Raw genomic sequence first — 16397 nt, forward strand, 5'->3', positions numbered from 1 at the left:
CCTATTCAAACAACTCTTCTTTATTTTCAACAGGCGAGCCTTCCTTAATCAACTTCCTTAACTCTTCTTGGCCGTCAGTCTTGCCGATCATCACCGCGCCGACCAGTCGGTCGTCTTCGAAGAAAAGTCTTCGGTACTCATCTTCCGAATACTTCTTTGAGACGGACTGTCCGAAAGTTGCGCCGATGGAAAGGAACTGAACGTTGAAATGACCTACGCCGTAAGTGTTTACAAACTCGAATTCTCCTTTTTCCCCTGTCATTTTCCTACCTGCGAACTCTCCCATCGCCTCCGAGTGATCCCATGCTCCGTTCACAATTTTGCGCTGGAAAACCGGTGAAACGTACTCTACCATGTTCCCGGCCGCATAAACGTCTTTTTCCGACGTTCTCAGCTCTTCATCGGTCTCGATCATACCGGATTCGTTTTTCTCGACGTCGATAATCCCGGAGTTCGGTTTCTGACCGATAGCGGCTGCTACAGCATCGACCTCGTATCTTTCGCCGTTCTCATCGACGACAGCTGTTATCTCATCGCCCTCGGTCTCAAAACTTTCTAGAGCCGAGTTAGTGACTACGTTTACGCCCAGTTCTTCTAGTTTCCGGTGGATGATCTCCGCGCCTTCCTCATCCAGTCCGCGGGACCACCAGTTTTCACCTCTAATCAGATAATGGGTTTCACAGTCGTTTTCCGCATACGCTACCGCTAGATCGATTCCTAGCAAGCCGCCGCCGATCACAGCTGCTTTCTCCGCATCCTCAGCCGACTCTTTAACTGTCTCGGCGTTTTCCATTGTCCACATGTACTTCAGGTTATCGTAGCCTTCGTCCTGCGGAAGCTTCCGCGGAGAGCCGCCGGTTGCTACCAGACATTTATCGTAGCCGTAGGTTCCATCGGCCTCGATCTGTTTGTTTTCAGTGTCAATGTTTTCGACTCTGGTATCGAGATGTAACTCGATGTCGCGTTTTTCATACCAGTTTTCATCGTGGAGCCTGGTGTACTGTTTGGGCAGAGAGCCTTTCATGTAAGTCTTCAACATGATACGGTTGTACAGTGGCTCGGTCTCATCGGTGAAGACATGTATCTCCGCCTCATCGTCTCTGTCCCGTATGTTTTCCGCCGCCGTCGCTCCGGCTGCTCCATCCCCGATTATAATGTATTTGGATTCGCTCATAGGAAAGCTGTTGGCACAGAGTGTTTTTAATCAAAGCCCTCTGAGAATCAGACACAACCCCTCTACTAGTAAGTGTTTAAAAGAATTTAGGCCATGTGTAGTATTACAGAGCGGAGCTGGTGTAGTCCGGCCCATCATATCACCCTGTCACGGTGATGACCCGGGTTCAAATCCCGGGCTCCGCGCTCTACGTTTCAACTACTTTCCAACCAGTTTTCTGATTTCTGAACACGAGACTTACCGACGAAGCCAACGCAACAGCTCCGCATAGACCCGTGTAGATCCACAACATTTCTGGCCGGTAGATAATCGTAAAGATAAGTAAGGGAACTACCACCAAGGAGTTTACCAGGGTGAACTTCAGGAAGATCCAGGAGTTAAACAGTTTCTCGTTAGGCTCCAGTCCTGTCAAACCAGCTGCGACGGCCAGAGTAAAGACCGTTGTTGTAACCGCCGAGATGATCGAAACCGCCAAGTTCTGCGGATACAGAACGTAAGATGCCAGCACAACGAATAATGTCAGCGGCACCGCTATAAACAGGTAAGCCTCTTTTTTAGCGTCTAATAGACTGTTTTCCTCTACCGGCAGGTAACTGTATTCGTCTATTGTATCGTACCTGTTGATCCAGTTGTAGATACTCAGGTTGATTGTGCCGATTACAACGCTGAAGGAAAGCAACGGGTTCGACAGCAGACCTCTGGTAGCCGGGAAGTTCAAAACGGCAAACCAGTAAAAACCTGTAAGCAGACCCGCTGAAAACAGTATCTTGATGAGACCTCCCGAGCTGCGGGAAAGATCCAGAACCGATTTTTTCGAAAGTGGACTAAGAAAAGAAAGCCTTCTGTAACTGAGAAGACTTGTAGACGGCAGCGTCACCGTGGTTCTGGAAACAACCAGACTCAAAAGCAAACCTGCGGAAAACAGTCCGAACATCGTAGCTACATCGGCAAGCAAAGCTGTCCCCGCAAATACTAACGGCCCTACAGCTATCGGAACAAGGAACAAGCCTGTATAGTATATTACATCCTTCACCAAGAAGTCAAAGACCAGTCTTCGCTCGGAGATCGGAAGCGTACGAGAAGAGTATATCAGAAGGTTCATAGGCCCTAACACGTTTTCCATAGCGTCCTTACTGGAGAAACCGATCGAGCCAACCATTAAACCCAGAAAGCCTCCGAGAGCTGTGATAGCTGTGCCAAGAGCATCGGGTCCTAGACTTGAGTAGGTTAAGGTCAGCCAGCTGAACGCCAGGCTGAAAGCCGCCACTACAAGAGGAAACGTAGCAAATGAAGCCCCTCTGTAAAGAGTGGAATGGGTTCTCCACTCTTCTTTTACCATTCTACGTATCATTCTTCTTCAAGAAACCTCTCTTTGAGATTTTCCATCTCCTCAACCACATCGATTACCTCTCCATCCTTCAAAAATATTATGCGATCACAGAGTTCTTCGGCAAGAGAAATAACGTGAGTGGAAAGAACAATGGTGCCGCCGTCTTCCCTGTAGTCCTTGAAAAGCTCTTTTACCCGTTCCTGGACGAGCGGATCCAGATTAATCAGCGGTTCATCGACGAAAACCAGTTCTGGTTCATGGAAAAACGCCTGTACAACCATCAGCTTCTGTCTTTCACCTTTAGAAAGATCACGGGTCAGAGAACCCATCTTACCTTCAAGATTCAGGCGTTCGACCCATTCATCTTGATCGATACCAGTGTCTCTTACCTCCGAGATCATCTCCATGTACTCAGTTCCCGTCAGAAAGCTCGGAGGATCCTCTCGCTCCGGTAAGACACCTATCCGTTTTTTCAGCTCCAAAGGTTTTTCACCAGGATCGATTCCCAGCGCTTGAACCTCCCCTGAATCTCTTTCAATCCGGCCTGTTAGTATCTTCATTAAAGTTGATTTTCCGGCGCCGTTCGGCCCCAAGATACCTATTATCTCGGATTCTTCAGCTTTAATTCCCGCCTGTTTTAACGCCTCTATTTTCCCGAAGCTTTTCGAGACGTTTTTTGCTTCCAGCTTAGACATCAGCCATTAATTACCGGCGATCCAAGTTAAATCTTTCAGTCACTGTCTGAAGCCATTCAATCGAAAGAGTTAGATAATCCTCCAGAAGATGCACTGCCGCGAACGCTGTAAGCGAGACAAGTACGCCTCCCAGTATGTCTATTGGGAAGTGAAGTCCAGTATAAACCCTTCCGATACCGGTCAGAACAGCTCCTGCCGTAAGTACGCTGGCAACTCTCTGTTTACCCAGGTAAAGGGCTGGCCAGATCGCTGCGAAAGTTCCAGCAGCATGCTGACTTGGGAACGCATTCTCCAAGTCCTTGGTTAAAATCGTCTCAAAGCCCTGGTACTGAGGTGGCTGATGGTAGTAAAGCAGCCCGAAAACGTATGTTAAGCCGATGCTCAAACAGACGGTAGCGCCCATAAACGAGGCTTTCTCGAAACCGTTTTCCTCATTAAACCAGAGGTAGAGTCCGGCTAAAGGCACTAAAACCAGAAGATACTCGGCGGAAAAAACCATTATCTGGTCCAAGAACTCGTTGCCCGCAAACGACTGGACGAACCTGTAACCAGTCTGTCCTAGCTCCATAACACCGCTATAGTTGAAACCCATTTAAAACTACAGCCCGTCTCCGTTTACAGGTGAGATAAAAAATGGCACAGAGATTTGAAGAAGCCGAAGCAAGGCTTTTCGGAGACATCTACATCTGTAGAAAATGTAACGCAAGAAACCGGACGAAGAACCCGGAAAAGACTTCATGTAGAAAATGTGGATACGACGACCTCCGAAAGAAGAACGACCAGTTCGCAGGATAGATGAAACACTCTATCCACCACAACTAACTTGGAAACACGCACAGTCCAAGCTTTATCCACTTATTAAGCCCCATTGGCTCAGCGGTAGAGCGCGTCCTTGGTAAGGACGAGATCCCGGGTTCAAATCTCGGATGGGGCTTCACACCCAATACGTTTTTATGGGCGTAGCTACCACTCTCTGTCTGGAAACTTATTTTTGACTAGTTTCTGCCTTACCTAGTACTGATCTAGATCCAGCCATTTGCCGTAATGTGCTGCGACGGCGCTTAGTTCGCTCTCAGAAATATCTTCTCTCGCCATTCTCAGCTTCATCACGGTATCTACATCCGCATCACTGTACTGGCTCCAGTCTTCTTCCAGGTACTCTCTGACCCAGAAATCGAATACTTCGTCTTCTCTTTCACCTGCCATCCGTCCACGTCCTTGTATAGTCACGGGTTCGGCGTGTACTCCTGTACGCGCTCTTAGTTCCGGAAGCCGGCTTCTTTCCCGGAAACTTATTTTGTTGTAAAGCTCGTCGTTTGAAGGCGGCCTGCTTTCAAGTTCTAGGAAATCATGTTCCAGACCTCTGATCCTGTCCTCGAGGTTTTCCCCGTCGTCTCCGTAGAATTTTCCTCCGACGTAGTGTTCGAATCCTTGGTTAGGTTCTAAACCGAGTTTTTCTCTTGCCTGGTTGTGCGTAAGGTCTTTGTTTCTGTGCTTGGATAGGCTTCCAATCGGCGCGTTCTGCTCGAAAGCCTTTTTCGTGATTTTACCGCCAGCCTCATCCAGCTCGCTGTAGACTGCCATGTAATCACCTGCGTTAAGGTTTTTGTTGGGGATCAGACCCGCTGTCCTGACGGCATGATTGTAGCTTCCACCCGACCATTTAGAGACCGTTGTATCTGATACTCCTAGCTCCTCTGCGATTTCATCTAAGGTAGGTGCCTGTAAATAACCTTCCTCCACCATCCCTTCAATTGTCTCAACTACCTTACGTAAATTCTCAAATTCTTCGATTTCAAAGCCTTCCATGAACTCATCTCCTTGCCGACAACAGTTTTAAACATGCCTTAAACACGCATAAACGTATACAAAGAAAGCTGCGATCATCGAGATCTGTTTAGTAAAACCCAGTAGTCGATTTTAAGACGGTTGTCGGACAGTTGTATCATATAATGAAATCAGCAGTTCACTACGGCGAAGGCGATATAAGAGTCGAAGAAGTCGAAGACCCTGAAATTGAAAACCCTGAGGACGTAATCATCCGGATCACACATACCTGTATCTGCGGTTCCGATCTCTGGCATTACCGAGGATACGAGAACCCGGAGGAAGGGTTACCAACCGGACACGAGCCTATGGGTATCGTAGAGGAAGTAGGCGATGATGTGGTTTCTCTGGAGGAAGGAGACCGGGTTATCTCACCGTTTTCCACCAGTTGCGGAGAATGCGAGTTCTGCCGGAAAGGAATTCACACGGCATGTAAGGAAATGCAGTTTTACAGTCCGAACGGCGAGCTAGGAGGAGCGCAGGCAGAAAAACTCAGAGTTCCTCACGCAGACGGAACCCTAGTCAAAGTCCCTGAACGGTACAAGGACAACGAAGAAGTTCTGAAAAAGCTCTTGCCTTTGACCGATGTAATGGGAACCGGTCACCACGCAGCAGTATGTGCTGATGTAAGCGCAGGTGATACTGCGGTAGTTATCGGTGACGGAGCAGTAGGTCTCTGTGCGGTAGCAGCATCCAAGCGGCTTGGCGCAGAACAGATCATCGCAGTCGGACACCACGAAGACCGACTGGAAGTCGCGAAAGAAATGGGAGCGACCGATGTAGTCTCCAGCCGAGGCGAAAAAGCAATCAAGGAAGTTATGGAGCTTACAAACGGCGGAGCAAACCACGTGCTTGAATGCGTTGGAAACGAATCCGCACTTGAGACAGCAGCTCAGATCGTCCGGCCCGGCGGAAACATCGGATACGTAGGAGTCCCTCACGTCGAGGACCCAAGCTTCGTCAACCAGATGTTTTTCAAAAACGTCAGCTTCGAAGGCGGACCGGCACCGGTCAGAGAGTACCTTGAAGAGCTGATGGAAGACGTTCTACAGGGAACACTTGATCCTTCACCAATCCTGAACAAGACCGTTGATCTTGAGGGCGTACCGGAAGGTTACGAGGCAATGGACAACCGTGAAGCAATCAAGGTAATGGTAAAGGTAGGAGAGTAAAGATGAAGGTAGCAAGCACATCCGAGAAACAGGAACTGGAACATCCTGTTCAGGTAGGAACACCGCTGATCTCCGAACCGGTCTCCGATGAGTTCGAGAACACCGGAGTTGATGCCGCAGAAGTAACTTTCCGGCCAGGGGAGCGCACAAAGTTCCACACTCATGCCGGAGTCCAAATTCTGTATATCACGGAAGGCGTAGGGATTGTAGCGACACGTGATGAAGAGCAGGAGGTTTCTGAGGGCGACCTCGTGATTTTCCCGGAAGGAGAGGAACACTGGCACGGAAACACGGATGAGGCCGAGGAAAATTTCAGCCATATCCATTTCCTCGCGGAATCCAAGGATGGGGAGCTGGAGATCCAGGAAGCTCCTTAAACCCCTCCTTTTCTTCTTACTTCTTTTTTCAGGTCATCGAGTCTTTGCTTGCCGCACAGTTGTTAGGCCCCAGCTCAAGTTCGAATGCTTGTTCATCGCTCTGTTGTTTTACACCCAGATTGGTCTCGATTATCTCCTCGTAGTTCGCAGGTCTAGGCGGCATATCCGAGACGACAAACCGGACGAACTCTTGTTTTTCCATCTCAAGGGCCTCCATTGAATGCTTGAGATCTCCGAGTTCTCGGATGTACGCGTTGTTCTCTCCGACCTCAGCTGCGGCACTGAAATGCGCTGGCGCTACAACCGTCTGATCTTCTAATCCGAGGATTTTATCGTGGAGGCTGCTGTAGAGAAGTTTCGCTGCTTTCTCGGCTCCGGCCTCGCCTTCTTCAAGATCAGGTCGGGCAACTGATTCCGTAAACAGTCCGTCCCCGGTAAAGACCACTTTATCTACTTTGTAGGAAACCATGCCGGTTGTGTGGCCGGGTGTCTCGATTACCTCGATCTCTGTTTCTCCAATGGCCAATCTGTCTCCGTCCTGGACGGTTTCTAGTTTGTTGCTGTAAGTTACTCCTCGTTCTACGGCTTTTTCCGACATTACTGGTTCTGCGTCCGTGTTTTCAGCGAGTTCTCTGAGACCTGAGATGTGATCTGCGTGTACATGGGTGTCCAGAACGTATTTGATCTGTGCGCCATGTTTTTCTGCGTCCTGGCTATAACGTTCCGTGAATGCTCTAAGCGGATCGATAACCGCTGCTTGACCCTCACTTATTACCATGTAGCCTAGGCATCCGCTTGAAGGACGCTGATACTGGAATATCAAAGGTTCTTCGTTTATCCGGTGTTTTTCGTATATACCTGCCCAGCCATACATCCCGTCTTCGAGGTGTTTTGCGTCGATCCCGTTTTGCTTTAGTAGGGCTGCGATGTACTCACTTGACTCTCCTTTCGCACACAGAACCACGGGGTTTTCAGGTACTTTTTCCACCAGTTCCTCGATCTCGCCGTCAAGGAACTCAAAGTACGGTATGTTGACCGCTTCCAAATTTTCTCCCTCTAACCTCCACTGTTCGAAATCGTTTTGGTTTCTGACATCGAGGATCGCAGTTTTGTCCCCACTGTCAATTCTCCGCTTAAGCTGCGTTGGTTTTACAGATTCAACGTCTTGGTCTGTATCCGGAAGTTCGGATTTCATATCGGAGGCTTTATCCCTAAATACTTTTATACCAGACGATTATCTTGTATTGTTTGAACAATTCTATCCGGTTAAAGTTCTTCAAAATCCGTTTTGAGTTCGTGAAGGTTTTAAAGTATTGTAGTTTAGATACAAGATAAAGGTTTCAGAAAAATGAGTTACGATATTACAAAAACAGTGGATGTCAAAGGCAAGAGCTGTCCAATGCCTATAGTTAAAACCCGGCAGGCAATCAACGATCTTGAGTCCGGTCAGGTGCTTGAGACCCTTTCAACAGATTCAGGAAGTGAAAACGATTTCCAGGGATGGGTCGGTGGCTCAAGCGATGTCAAACTACTTGAGATGAAAACCGAAGACGGAGTCTACAAGTTCTACATTGAGAAAAAATGAGTGAACCGCAGATGGACAAAATAGAGAAACTAGAGCAGAGAATCGAGGAGCTTGAAGCCAAACAGTCCGAGGACGATGAAGAGAGGAAAAAGCTATCCATCATAGCCACGAAAGGAACTCTTGATATGGCATACCCTCCGCTGATCCTTGCGACCACCGCAGCCTCGTTCGGATGGGACGTACAGGTATTTTACACATTCTGGGGGCTGGATGTTCTTCACGAGGAAAAATCAGATAATCTAGAGATGAGTGCGGTCGGGAACCCGAGTATGCCAATGCCTAACTCTATCGCAGCGCTTCCATTCGGAGATAAAGCAGTAACGAAGATGATGGAACACAGAATGAGTGAAAACGGCACGCCTTCTGTCAGAGAGCTTATCGATACCGCACTGGACATGGATGTCGAACTGCTCGCCTGCCAGATGACAATGGAGCTAATGGATTATACCGACGACGAACTAATTGATGGGGTGAAATCCGGCGTAGGTGCGGCAACCGCGCTGAACTTTATGGGCGAGGCCGACGTCCAGCTAATGCTCTAAAACTCTTCGGTGACAAGTACTTATTCAGAGAAGATGCCGGAATCAATAGCACAGTATCTGAAGGAAGATATGAGCTGTGAGAGTCTCTTGGACTGTATCCACGGCTCAAAAGAGCTGGACAAGAAGATCTACTTCAGACTGGTTGATGTGGAAAAAGCGCTGTCGGTCGATGAAATCGCCGAACAAGTGGACCGTGAAAGATCAACTGCTTACCGCTCGGTACAGAGACTTCTGGAAAATAAGTTCCTCGAGCAAAAACAGGTCAATCAGGAAAACGGCGGCTACCACCACGTTTACAAGGCCAAAGACCCTGAAGAAGTAGCAGACCGGACGCAGAGAAAGCTAAATGACTGGTACGCACAGATGGGCGGCCTAATCCATGAATTCCGCCAAAAATACTCCAGAGACGAGTAACTGAACCCCTCTTATCTAGAGCTGGGTTCTCTTCATCAACTGTGCGTTCACCGCCACTATAACCGTTGAAAGCGACATTATAACCGCTCCTGCTGCCGGTGAAAGCATCACTCCGATCGGAGCGAGTACTCCGGCTGCCAAAGGCAGAGCCAATGCGTTATAGCCCGTTGCCCAAAACAGGTTCTGTACCATCTTCCTGTAGCTGGCATCACTCAGCTTCAACAGCTTTACAATATCCAAAGGATTGTTCTGAACGAGTATAATGTCCGCTGATTCGACAGCCACGTCAGTCCCAGATCCTATCGCGATCCCGATGTCCGCTCTTGTAAGCGCTGGAGCATCGTTGACTCCGTCTCCAACCATCGCAACCAGTTTGCCTTCATCCTGTAGCTCCTGGATCTTCTTGTCTTTGTCCTCTGGTAGGACTTCGGCAAAGTAAGTATCGATTTCAAGCTCCCTGGCTACGGCCCGGGCTACCTCCTTTGAGTCTCCTGTCAGCATCGCGACCTCGATGCCTTTCTCGTGTAGTTGCTCGATTGCTTCCTGGCTTTCATCCCGGATTATGTCTGCGAGACCGACAGCTGCGATGGCTTTTCCATCGCGGAACAGGTATATGGCTGTCTCGGCGTTTTCTGCGGCCTTTTCCGCGAACTCTTCGAGTTGCTGAGGTATCTCAAAACCTTCTGATTTGGCTAGGTTCGGACCTCCAACGAAGACTTCATCACCTTCGATCTCTGCTCTCACGCCCTTGCCTTTGATTGCCTCGAAACCTTTTGCCTCAGGTATATCCAAGTCTTTTTCCTCGGCCGAGTTTCTGATTGCCTCCGCGATGCTGTGTTCCGAGTCCTTTTCTACACCAGCCATCAATGAAAGGGCTTTATCCTCCGAGATACTGGTGGCTTCGATGTCCGCAACTCCCATCTCTCCTTTAGTCAACGTACCTGTCTTGTCAAACACTATGGTATCGAGTTTTCTGGCTTGCTCCATAGCTATACGGTCCCTGACCAGTATGCCGTTTTGTGCGGCCATGGAAGTGTTGATAGCTACTACGAGCGGAACAGCTAAACCTAGCGCGTGCGGACAAGCGATTACTAAAACAGTTACTACTCGTTCGATCACCGTTACGTTAAAGCCAACGGCTAGCGTCCAAGCTATCGCGGTTGCGGCTCCTGAGCCGAGCGCTATGTAGAAAAGCCAGCCCGCTGCTTTATCGGCTAGCATCTGTGTCTTTGATTCGCTTCCCTGTGCCTGTTCGACCAGACCCATTATGCCGGAAAGTGCGGTCTCGTCTCCTGTCGCGGTGATCTCAACCCTTAGACTGCCGTCGTTGTTTACGGTTCCGCCGATCACCTCATCGCCGGGTTGTTTGTCCACCGGCTGGGATTCTCCGGTTATCATCGATTCATCGACACTGGATTCGCCCTCGAATACTTTCCCATCGGCAGGCACCGAGGCACCAGGCCGGATCAAGACCTTATCGCCTTCTTCTAGCTCCGAGACCTTGATTTCTTCTATCGTTCCGTCTTCAAGTATTTTTTCCGCGGTATCAGGCATTAACTGGGCGAGTTCGTCCAGCGCTCCCGATGCCTGGCGCACAGACCTCATCTCTATCCAGTGGCCGAGAAGCATGATATCGATAAGTGTTACAAGCTCCCAGAAGAAGCTGGACTGTGTGTTCAAAGTCAAGGAAGCCATACTGTAGACGAAAGCGACTGTTATGGCAAGGGAGATCAGCATCATCATACCTGGCTGTCTGTCCTCGAACTCTGATTTAGCCATCTTCAGGAAAGGCAAGCCACCGTAGGCGAAAATTATAACTGAGAATACCGGTACTATTAGCTGGCTTCCGGGAAAGCTCGGCGGTGTGTATCCCAGCATTCCGGAGACAAACTGGCTGAAGTAAAGAACAGGTAAGGAAAGCAAAGTGGAGATGAAAAACTTTCGTTTGAACATCTCTTCGTGGTGTTTGTGTCCGTGTCCCGAGCCGCTGTCTTCGGAGTGTTCTTCGCCGTGGTCGTGGTCATGTTCGTGTTCCATTAGTTATCTTCTTTCTCTGCGCTCTGTTCTGTTATTTTCTGAACGAGGTAGATAATTCCTAGGATTACAAGTATCCAGAAGGCAAGTCCGAACAAGAGTCCGTACCAGCCCATTCCCCACATGTTGTACCCGGCCATATGACCCATGTTGTGGGTCCAGGCCCCGCTATCCATCATGCCTGGCCCGTAGTGTCCTGATTCGTTGTGGGCTAGCACAGTGCCTACAGTTGTTAGAGTGGTTGCTAGTAAGACCGGTATTTTTCGTAACACTTTTGGCTCACCTATCAGCATATGATACGTCAGTGTTTATATCTTATAATGTCCTCGACTAGCTACTACCTGTCCATTCGTCTCTCCAGGACTCCATTCTCCGGATTTCCTCTGTCTGGGCCTCTACCATTTCTTGGGCCAGATCCACTAGCTTCTCCGATCTGCCGTTTTGAACCTCGGCTCTCGCCATCTGTATCCCTCCGCGGTGATGTTCGATCATCAACTTGGAAAACAATAGATCGTACTCCCTGCCGCTGCTCTGTCTCAGCTGCTCCATTTCCTGAGCTGTTGCCATTCCTGCCATCCGGTGGCCGCGCGTAGGCCGGTTGAAACCAGCATCTCTCAGCCATTCAGCCATCAAACGGTTTTCCTCTTGCTGGGCTTCGGATATATTCTGAGATATTTCAAGTATGTTAGAGTTGTTCGTCCTGTTTTCCGATAGCTCTGCCATCTCTACGGCCTGATCGTGGTGTATTATCATCATGTTCATGAACATGATGTCGTTCCTGTTGAACTCTGTGGGTTGATCCGAGCCGCTGGAAAGCTGGAACACTCCGGCCGCAGCTAACGCAACCATTAAAACCGTTAGTAATGCTACCGAGGTTTTTCTATCGGTCCTCAACTTATCTGTAAACTTCTTCATCCGACCTGACATATCATATAATGAAACGTCGGTTAGGTTTAAACATTCATCCACACTATCGTAGCATATGTCCGATCCAAACTTGAATCATATCTACCGTATGTACACGCTCTTGCTGTTGAAGACCGGTTCGCGGCATGGTTACGAGATAATTGATAAGATCGAAGAGATGACTGGCGACGAACCTAGTACGTCTCATATCTACCCTTTTCTATCAGAACTCGAGGAAAACGGATACGTAAGCGTGGAGAAAGGCACCCGGGGAAAAAAGACATACTCATTGACGGATGAAGGCAAGACTCTGGTATCTGAACAGCTTGACTCGTTCGGAGAGATGCTTTACGCCGCAATACAGGATAAGGTAAGGGAATGCGCTCACTGTGACTGTCGGATATACGACAACGGGTACGAGAAAGACGGAGAGATCTACTGCTGTAAGCACTGTGCCTCCGCCGAATAACCTGTTAAAACACAGAAACCTATAAGGCTCTAAGCCGCCATAAAGTAAGTATGTCAAAGAAACTTCTGAAGACTGAAACAGTTATGAGCCGGCAGAATGCGGCGGAAAAACTCCATGGTATTGCCGATAAGATCGCCGACGGCCGGCTAGAGTTAACTACAGGGAACGACTCAGTCACTTTAGAGCCTGCCGACAGGGTCGAATTCGAGATCCAAGTTGAAGAAGAGATGGACGGAGATATGTCACTTGAGGTCGAGATAGAGTGGTCTCCGAACGATTCTGAGGATATAGAGATAGGATAGAAGCTCTTGGAGAAGGCTGTTGCCGGAGTACGTACAGCAAAAACATTTTTCTCCATTCTCTTTTTCCATGGCGCCTAAGAATGTAGCGAGCCATTAATGAGCATAGAAGGCGTTGGCGGAGACATACAAGGATTTTACATCGAAAGAGTTTCTGTAGAGAGGCTGGAAGAACCTTCGAGAAATCAAAGCAGAAATTAGAAGACATATTTGAGTTAAAAGACAGGACAGCATCTGAAATGCTGGAAGAAGATCCAAGATGCTTTAAGACCGATTAAACTTAGGTCTTCCCTGTCAGAGTCTGTTCTAAGATCATCTTTGCGAACGTATCAAAAAGCATTTATATGTTATTTCTCAGTGACAAATTATAAGGTGTAATTTTGATGACAGGAGAAAGAACGTCGAAGAAGGAAGGCATGCTAGACCACTTAAGTACTCAAAAGCCAGATGATTTCTCTGAAGTAGACTACAGAGATTTCCTAGATAGAAATGTGCTGGATGATCTCGGTATAAACGTAGAGACCGATGAATCCTACGACATGAGGATGAGAGCTGACAAAGAGGAGCTAGCCAAGGATCTCCACCGTATGGAAGATGAGTTCTACAAGATCGCTTGGGAAAGCAAACAGGTTAAAGCTCAGAGACAAATTAGCAGAAGATCGGGAGGAGACTGTATGCTCCCGCAGTGGATGGCAGAGGACATGACCGAGGAGATAGAATCAAGTGTCTACAACAGATTACTGGAGATCAGCGGCTCTGTAAGACATGTTGGCCAATCCGAGCTGGAGACTGCTTTCTCAGAAGTAGCTGAAGAATACACTTCAGGCCCTGACAACTTAGCAGTTGAGATTGAAGACAATATTATCGATATGGAAAGATACTCAGATAGTCTCGAAAGTTATCTCGAGTCTGGGTCCGGAGGCTTGAGCGAACCGGACGATTCTCCAAGTTACAGAGATCTGTAAAATGAGAGAATAGGCGAGAGGATTTTTACTCCTCTTGTTCTCTTGCTTCTTTTTCCTTCTCGAACATTTCAGGTAGCTTCTCTATGATGTGATCGACTGCTTTCTCGTCGGTTGGTACGGTAAACCGTTTTTTGTAGGCAGCTGTTTCCTCGTCCTTGTAGTATCCTGTTGCGATCTGGATGAACGAGTTTTCCGTTCCATCGTCCTGGATAGCCTTGTTCCTGCTTACCTCAACGAATTTTTCCCCTGGGAAGTTTCCATAGTCTCTACGTTCTTTCTCAATTGTCTCGAATTGTACCATAAAACCAGTTTTTTCATACAGACTTTACTATACTTGCGGAACCTACAGGGTTTTTTGTATACTGTTTTCAAGAGACATCGATATATCTAAAGACGGCTAAAACTGTTTTTGAAGGCGAAAACACCTTCTAAAGAGTTTTTTATGAAAGAATACGAGATCGATAAGCTGCTGACCGACGGAGAAAACATAGAGTTCGACCTTCTCAAGGACGAGAATGGCTACCGGATAGACACTTCTATGAGTTATGAAGGCGAGCGACTGGAACTCGCTATCCGCAGCATCCAGACAGACCAGGAACTGGAAAGTTTCTACAGGAAATACGTTGAAGGCAGGTCTGGAGATAGATCCGTCGGCATCTACGGCAATTCAGATAGACTTGAAAAGGAGAATGCGAGAACCGATTCATGGGCTTTAACTAGCAACGGAGAGTGGAGCGTAGACATCTACCGCGCACTGAAAAAGTACATGAAAGATTCAGATAACCCTTACAGAGCCGCTGATCATATAGCAGCCACGACCTCCGCAGCCATCAGCTTCTCAGAGAGCAGTAGCGAAAGAAGAAACGAAGACTACAGTTTCTACATGAGCCTTGTCGCCGATCCGATTGAAAGACAGAAACCTGCGGGTTTCACGGACCGTATGAAGGCACGGGCAGCTGAAAGAGCGAAAAAAGAGGCGGTTTCAGCGGCATTAAGTGCGAAAGAAGATCTTGAAGCCGAATGGAGGCGTATGAAACGTGAAGGAGAAATAGAGGAGTTAAAGCGAAAAGCACGGGAGACTGCTAAGGATAAAGCAAAGGAACTGGCCGTACAGACCAAGAACTCGGCGAAAAACAGGACCAGGAGTGCTTTAGACAGCAAGATAGATCAGTTGAGACAAAGCCTTAGAAGCTCTCAAACCCGCGAGGATGAAGGCCCCGAACCCCGACTGACAGTCAGGAAAGACAACGGCATCACTATCTATGATTACAGGGACGCGGATAACCGGTACGAGGAAAAGTAGTTCCGGTTAGTTTTCTCTCAGGTTAATGGCTTGCCCGCGGTTTTTGTCTACGAACTCTAGTTTGCCTTCCTTTGCCAGCCAACCGATCGCCATATCCACCTTGGCTTTAGGGGCTTCAAAGCTGTTTGATACCTGTGTCAGCGATGTTTCGCCCTCCTCTTCGAGATGGTTCCATACTTTTCCTGCTAGTTCTCCGATACGTTTATTCAAAGTTTCTCACCTTGTCTAAGAACTTCTCAACCGTGTAAATAAAGATTTCCGGGCGCCAGGACAAGGTGTTATACCGCGGTGAAACATGCTCCGATTATAAGGCTTGGTATTGAAACCCTTGTTATAGAGGAGGTGTTAGATTTTGAAAGGTACAGTAGATTTTTTCCACGATCAGAACCATTACGGTTTCATCGCAACTGACGAGATGGACGACGACGTCTATTTCAACTTGGACGAGCAGGACGACGGACTTGAAGTCGAAGAAGGCGACGAAGTTGAATTCGACCAAGAGGACGCGGACAGAGGTCCAAAGGCTACAAACATGACTCTAGTTTAATCGGGTTCAACCGATTAAATGGAGCAAGCCACCTACACATTATTTTTTCTTATTATTTTTATCGAGCTTATAATCTTGATCTAATACTTGAACCTGAGACAGCTCTTTCCTAACTCAGCGAATCCATAAACTCCTGGAACTCCTGTTCAGTCATAAGTGTAAGACGGTAACCGCCTTCCATCGGCCTTATGTCCTCTGTTTTACGCGGCACAACTCCGAGGGACAGTGCTTTCTTGATAGCTTGTTTCTGGGTTTTTGCCGCACCGATCTTCAGTTTATCGGTTTCCCGGTCGTAAAGCATCCAGTCCGTGTAAGGTTGTTTCTGTAGAATCCTCGGCTTCGTCACGGACGCGTTACCTTGTAAAGAGTGAGTTGGCCGTCATCCGTTCTACCGGCGTCATCGCTGTAGCTAAAGTAAAGCCCGTAGCTTTCCTCGCCTAACGTAACCGTCCTCGAGATATTGTGGCGTTCTCCGTCGCTTTCAACATCTATCTGGTGATCGAAGGAGCCATCTCTATCGTAGTCAAGGTACATCTTTGCGGCCGCGCGATCCTCATACATTAGATCGATTGACTGGTTGTAAAAAGAGGCTGTCGCAACGTTGTTCTCACTGTCGGCAGTGACTGACTCAAAGCCGTTTGCCTGCTCAGGACTTCGATTCTGATCAGACTGGATTATACCTGCCTGTAAACCGGTTAGTCCTACAAGTACTGTCAAAGTTGTCGCTAGTATCACTGTCTGCCGATCCATAAATCTGG

The 16397-nt window shown here is 48.1% G+C and carries 24 protein-coding genes and 2 tRNA genes; 13 read left to right on the top strand and 13 right to left on the bottom strand.

Features of this window, described 5'->3' with window-relative positions; genetic code table 11:
* Position 1: 1 nt before the first annotated feature.
* The gene (locus tag SVXnc_RS02865) at positions 2 to 1174 is read right to left on the bottom strand and encodes an NAD(P)/FAD-dependent oxidoreductase (RefSeq protein WP_347721429.1); all 1173 of its coding nucleotides are present in this window, start codon (positions 1172 to 1174) and stop codon (positions 2 to 4) included.
* 110 nt (positions 1175 to 1284) lie between these two features.
* Between SVXnc_RS02865 and SVXnc_RS02870 the strand changes: the two genes are divergently transcribed.
* A tRNA-Asp gene (locus tag SVXnc_RS02870) sits at positions 1285 to 1359 on the top strand.
* Positions 1360 to 1361: 2 nt separating this feature from the next.
* On the opposite strand, the gene SVXnc_RS02875 is transcribed toward SVXnc_RS02870, so the two are convergent.
* Genes SVXnc_RS02875 through SVXnc_RS02885 form a run of 3 tightly spaced genes read right to left on the bottom strand, consistent with a single transcriptional unit; the run spans position 1362 to position 3767 of the window.
* Positions 1362 to 2513: a hypothetical protein gene (locus SVXnc_RS02875; protein ID WP_347721430.1), complete on the bottom strand. Its 1152-nt coding sequence runs from the start codon at positions 2511 to 2513 to the stop codon at positions 1362 to 1364.
* Positions 2514 to 2521: 8 nt separating this feature from the next.
* Positions 2522 to 3199: an ABC transporter ATP-binding protein gene (locus SVXnc_RS02880; protein WP_347721431.1), complete on the bottom strand. Its 678-nt coding sequence runs from the start codon at positions 3197 to 3199 to the stop codon at positions 2522 to 2524.
* Between the two features lie 10 nt (positions 3200 to 3209).
* Positions 3210 to 3767: a phosphatase PAP2 family protein gene (locus SVXnc_RS02885; RefSeq protein ID WP_347721432.1), complete on the bottom strand. Its 558-nt coding sequence runs from the start codon at positions 3765 to 3767 to the stop codon at positions 3210 to 3212.
* 65 nt (positions 3768 to 3832) lie between these two features.
* Between SVXnc_RS02885 and SVXnc_RS02890 the strand changes: the two genes are divergently transcribed.
* Positions 3833 to 3994, top strand: coding sequence for a 50S ribosomal protein L40e (locus tag SVXnc_RS02890; RefSeq protein ID WP_347721433.1), 162 nt, complete (start codon positions 3833 to 3835; stop codon positions 3992 to 3994).
* 67 nt (positions 3995 to 4061) lie between these two features.
* A tRNA-Thr gene (locus SVXnc_RS02895) sits at positions 4062 to 4133 on the top strand.
* 77 nt (positions 4134 to 4210) lie between these two features.
* Here SVXnc_RS02895 and SVXnc_RS02900 read toward each other — a convergent pair.
* Entirely contained in the window at positions 4211 to 5008 is a 798-nt protein-coding gene (locus SVXnc_RS02900; protein WP_347721434.1) for a hypothetical protein, read from the bottom strand.
* A 143-nt stretch (positions 5009 to 5151) separates the two neighbouring features.
* Between SVXnc_RS02900 and SVXnc_RS02905 the strand changes: the two genes are divergently transcribed.
* A complete protein-coding gene (locus tag SVXnc_RS02905) occupies positions 5152 to 6198 on the top strand; it encodes a zinc-dependent alcohol dehydrogenase family protein (protein ID WP_347721435.1) in 1047 nt (348 codons plus the stop codon).
* A 2-nt stretch (positions 6199 to 6200) separates the two neighbouring features.
* Complete coding sequence (locus SVXnc_RS02910; RefSeq protein WP_347721436.1) at positions 6201 to 6575, top strand: cupin domain-containing protein; 375 nt, start codon at positions 6201 to 6203, stop codon at positions 6573 to 6575.
* Positions 6576 to 6603: 28 nt separating this feature from the next.
* Here the strand turns inward: SVXnc_RS02910 and SVXnc_RS02915 are convergent, their stop codons facing one another.
* Positions 6604 to 7770: an MBL fold metallo-hydrolase gene (locus SVXnc_RS02915; protein WP_347721437.1), complete on the bottom strand. Its 1167-nt coding sequence runs from the start codon at positions 7768 to 7770 to the stop codon at positions 6604 to 6606.
* 153 nt (positions 7771 to 7923) lie between these two features.
* Here SVXnc_RS02915 and SVXnc_RS02920 point away from each other — a divergent pair, with 153 nt between their 5' ends.
* The 3 genes from SVXnc_RS02920 to SVXnc_RS02930 are packed head-to-tail and all read left to right on the top strand — an operon-like array spanning position 7924 to position 9116.
* On the top strand, positions 7924 to 8160 hold the full coding sequence (locus SVXnc_RS02920; protein ID WP_347721438.1) for a sulfurtransferase TusA family protein: 237 nt from the start codon (positions 7924 to 7926) through the stop codon (positions 8158 to 8160).
* On the top strand, positions 8157 to 8702 hold the full coding sequence (locus SVXnc_RS02925) for a DsrE/DsrF/DrsH-like family protein (RefSeq protein ID WP_347721439.1): 546 nt from the start codon (positions 8157 to 8159) through the stop codon (positions 8700 to 8702). Before SVXnc_RS02920 ends, SVXnc_RS02925 begins: the two co-directional genes overlap by 4 nt.
* Before the next feature lie 33 nt (positions 8703 to 8735).
* The gene (locus tag SVXnc_RS02930) at positions 8736 to 9116 is read left to right on the top strand and encodes a helix-turn-helix domain-containing protein (protein ID WP_347721440.1); all 381 of its coding nucleotides are present in this window, start codon (positions 8736 to 8738) and stop codon (positions 9114 to 9116) included.
* A 15-nt stretch (positions 9117 to 9131) separates the two neighbouring features.
* Here the strand turns inward: SVXnc_RS02930 and SVXnc_RS02935 are convergent, their stop codons facing one another.
* Genes SVXnc_RS02935 through SVXnc_RS02945 form a run of 3 tightly spaced genes read right to left on the bottom strand, consistent with a single transcriptional unit; the run spans position 9132 to position 12077 of the window.
* Positions 9132 to 11153 (bottom strand): copper-translocating P-type ATPase, encoded by a 2022-nt coding sequence (locus SVXnc_RS02935; RefSeq protein ID WP_430827676.1) that lies wholly within the window; start codon positions 11151 to 11153, stop codon positions 9132 to 9134.
* Entirely contained in the window at positions 11153 to 11422 is a 270-nt protein-coding gene (locus tag SVXnc_RS02940; protein WP_347721441.1) for an SHOCT domain-containing protein, read from the bottom strand. The genes SVXnc_RS02935 and SVXnc_RS02940 overlap by 1 nt, the downstream gene beginning before the upstream one ends.
* 58 nt (positions 11423 to 11480) lie before the next feature.
* Complete coding sequence (locus tag SVXnc_RS02945) at positions 11481 to 12077, bottom strand: DUF305 domain-containing protein (RefSeq protein ID WP_347721442.1); 597 nt, start codon at positions 12075 to 12077, stop codon at positions 11481 to 11483.
* 55 nt (positions 12078 to 12132) lie between these two features.
* On the opposite strand from SVXnc_RS02945, the gene SVXnc_RS02950 reads away from it, so the two are divergent.
* The 3 genes from SVXnc_RS02950 (at position 12133) to SVXnc_RS02960 (ending at position 13789) form a co-directional block, all read left to right on the top strand.
* Positions 12133 to 12525 carry a PadR family transcriptional regulator gene (locus tag SVXnc_RS02950; protein ID WP_347721443.1) on the top strand — a complete coding sequence of 131 codons (393 nt, stop codon included), beginning with the start codon at positions 12133 to 12135 and terminating at the stop codon, positions 12523 to 12525.
* A 50-nt stretch (positions 12526 to 12575) separates the two neighbouring features.
* Positions 12576 to 12827, top strand: coding sequence for an amphi-Trp domain-containing protein (locus SVXnc_RS02955; protein WP_347721444.1), 252 nt, complete (start codon positions 12576 to 12578; stop codon positions 12825 to 12827).
* 380 nt (positions 12828 to 13207) lie between these two features.
* A complete protein-coding gene (locus tag SVXnc_RS02960; protein ID WP_347721445.1) occupies positions 13208 to 13789 on the top strand; it encodes a hypothetical protein in 582 nt (193 codons plus the stop codon).
* 25 nt (positions 13790 to 13814) lie between these two features.
* Here SVXnc_RS02960 and SVXnc_RS02965 read toward each other — a convergent pair whose 3' ends face one another.
* A complete protein-coding gene (locus SVXnc_RS02965) occupies positions 13815 to 14090 on the bottom strand; it encodes a hypothetical protein (RefSeq protein WP_347721446.1) in 276 nt (91 codons plus the stop codon).
* A gap of 141 nt (positions 14091 to 14231) precedes the next feature.
* Between SVXnc_RS02965 and SVXnc_RS02970 the strand changes: the two genes are divergently transcribed.
* Positions 14232 to 15092, top strand: coding sequence for a hypothetical protein (locus tag SVXnc_RS02970; RefSeq protein WP_347721447.1), 861 nt, complete (start codon positions 14232 to 14234; stop codon positions 15090 to 15092).
* A 6-nt stretch (positions 15093 to 15098) separates the two neighbouring features.
* On the opposite strand, the gene SVXnc_RS02975 is transcribed toward SVXnc_RS02970, so the two are convergent.
* Positions 15099 to 15302: a winged helix-turn-helix domain-containing protein gene (locus SVXnc_RS02975; RefSeq protein WP_347721448.1), complete on the bottom strand. Its 204-nt coding sequence runs from the start codon at positions 15300 to 15302 to the stop codon at positions 15099 to 15101.
* Positions 15303 to 15441: 139 nt separating this feature from the next.
* Between SVXnc_RS02975 and SVXnc_RS02980 the strand changes: the two genes are divergently transcribed.
* Positions 15442 to 15639: a cold shock domain-containing protein gene (locus SVXnc_RS02980; RefSeq protein WP_347722416.1), complete on the top strand. Its 198-nt coding sequence runs from the start codon at positions 15442 to 15444 to the stop codon at positions 15637 to 15639.
* A 109-nt stretch (positions 15640 to 15748) separates the two neighbouring features.
* Here SVXnc_RS02980 and SVXnc_RS02985 read toward each other — a convergent pair whose 3' ends face one another.
* A complete protein-coding gene (locus tag SVXnc_RS02985) occupies positions 15749 to 15985 on the bottom strand; it encodes a hypothetical protein (protein ID WP_347721449.1) in 237 nt (78 codons plus the stop codon).
* Positions 15982 to 16389: a hypothetical protein gene (locus SVXnc_RS02990; protein ID WP_347721450.1), complete on the bottom strand. Its 408-nt coding sequence runs from the start codon at positions 16387 to 16389 to the stop codon at positions 15982 to 15984. The genes SVXnc_RS02985 and SVXnc_RS02990 overlap by 4 nt, the downstream gene beginning before the upstream one ends.
* Positions 16390 to 16397: the final 8 nt, after the last annotated feature.

This window comes from Candidatus Nanohalococcus occultus, assembly GCF_029207735.1.
GTDB classification, from domain to species: Archaea; Nanohalarchaeota; Nanosalinia; order Nanosalinales; family Nanosalinaceae; genus Nanohalococcus; species Nanohalococcus occultus.

Excerpts from the sequence above, each read along its gene's own strand:
- SVXnc_RS02865 (WP_347721429.1), bottom strand. The coding sequence starts at position 1,174 with ATGAGCGAATCCAAATACATTATAATCGGGGATGGAGCAGCCGGAGCG.
- SVXnc_RS02905 (WP_347721435.1), top strand. The coding sequence starts at position 5,152 with ATGAAATCAGCAGTTCACTACGGCGAAGGCGATATAAGAGTCGAAGAA.
- SVXnc_RS02990 (WP_347721450.1), bottom strand. The coding sequence starts at position 16,389 with ATGGATCGGCAGACAGTGATACTAGCGACAACTTTGACAGTACTTGTA.
- SVXnc_RS02930 (WP_347721440.1), top strand. The coding sequence starts at position 8,736 with ATGCCGGAATCAATAGCACAGTATCTGAAGGAAGATATGAGCTGTGAG.
- SVXnc_RS02955 (WP_347721444.1), top strand. The coding sequence starts at position 12,576 with ATGTCAAAGAAACTTCTGAAGACTGAAACAGTTATGAGCCGGCAGAAT.
- SVXnc_RS02965 (WP_347721446.1), bottom strand. The coding sequence starts at position 14,090 with ATGGTACAATTCGAGACAATTGAGAAAGAACGTAGAGACTATGGAAAC.
- SVXnc_RS02960 (WP_347721445.1), top strand. The coding sequence starts at position 13,208 with ATGACAGGAGAAAGAACGTCGAAGAAGGAAGGCATGCTAGACCACTTA.
- SVXnc_RS02945 (WP_347721442.1), bottom strand. The coding sequence starts at position 12,077 with ATGTCAGGTCGGATGAAGAAGTTTACAGATAAGTTGAGGACCGATAGA.
- SVXnc_RS02925 (WP_347721439.1), top strand. The coding sequence starts at position 8,157 with ATGAGTGAACCGCAGATGGACAAAATAGAGAAACTAGAGCAGAGAATC.
- SVXnc_RS02890 (WP_347721433.1), top strand. The coding sequence starts at position 3,833 with ATGGCACAGAGATTTGAAGAAGCCGAAGCAAGGCTTTTCGGAGACATC.
- SVXnc_RS02915 (WP_347721437.1), bottom strand. The coding sequence starts at position 7,770 with ATGAAATCCGAACTTCCGGATACAGACCAAGACGTTGAATCTGTAAAA.
- SVXnc_RS02875 (WP_347721430.1), bottom strand. The coding sequence starts at position 2,513 with ATGGTAAAAGAAGAGTGGAGAACCCATTCCACTCTTTACAGAGGGGCT.
- SVXnc_RS02910 (WP_347721436.1), top strand. The coding sequence starts at position 6,201 with ATGAAGGTAGCAAGCACATCCGAGAAACAGGAACTGGAACATCCTGTT.
- SVXnc_RS02900 (WP_347721434.1), bottom strand. The coding sequence starts at position 5,008 with ATGGAAGGCTTTGAAATCGAAGAATTTGAGAATTTACGTAAGGTAGTT.
- SVXnc_RS02950 (WP_347721443.1), top strand. The coding sequence starts at position 12,133 with ATGTCCGATCCAAACTTGAATCATATCTACCGTATGTACACGCTCTTG.
- SVXnc_RS02970 (WP_347721447.1), top strand. The coding sequence starts at position 14,232 with ATGAAAGAATACGAGATCGATAAGCTGCTGACCGACGGAGAAAACATA.
- SVXnc_RS02935 (WP_430827676.1), bottom strand. The coding sequence starts at position 11,153 with ATGGAACACGAACATGACCACGACCACGGCGAAGAACACTCCGAAGAC.
- SVXnc_RS02880 (WP_347721431.1), bottom strand. The coding sequence starts at position 3,199 with ATGTCTAAGCTGGAAGCAAAAAACGTCTCGAAAAGCTTCGGGAAAATA.
- SVXnc_RS02885 (WP_347721432.1), bottom strand. The coding sequence starts at position 3,767 with ATGGAGCTAGGACAGACTGGTTACAGGTTCGTCCAGTCGTTTGCGGGC.
- SVXnc_RS02920 (WP_347721438.1), top strand. The coding sequence starts at position 7,924 with ATGAGTTACGATATTACAAAAACAGTGGATGTCAAAGGCAAGAGCTGT.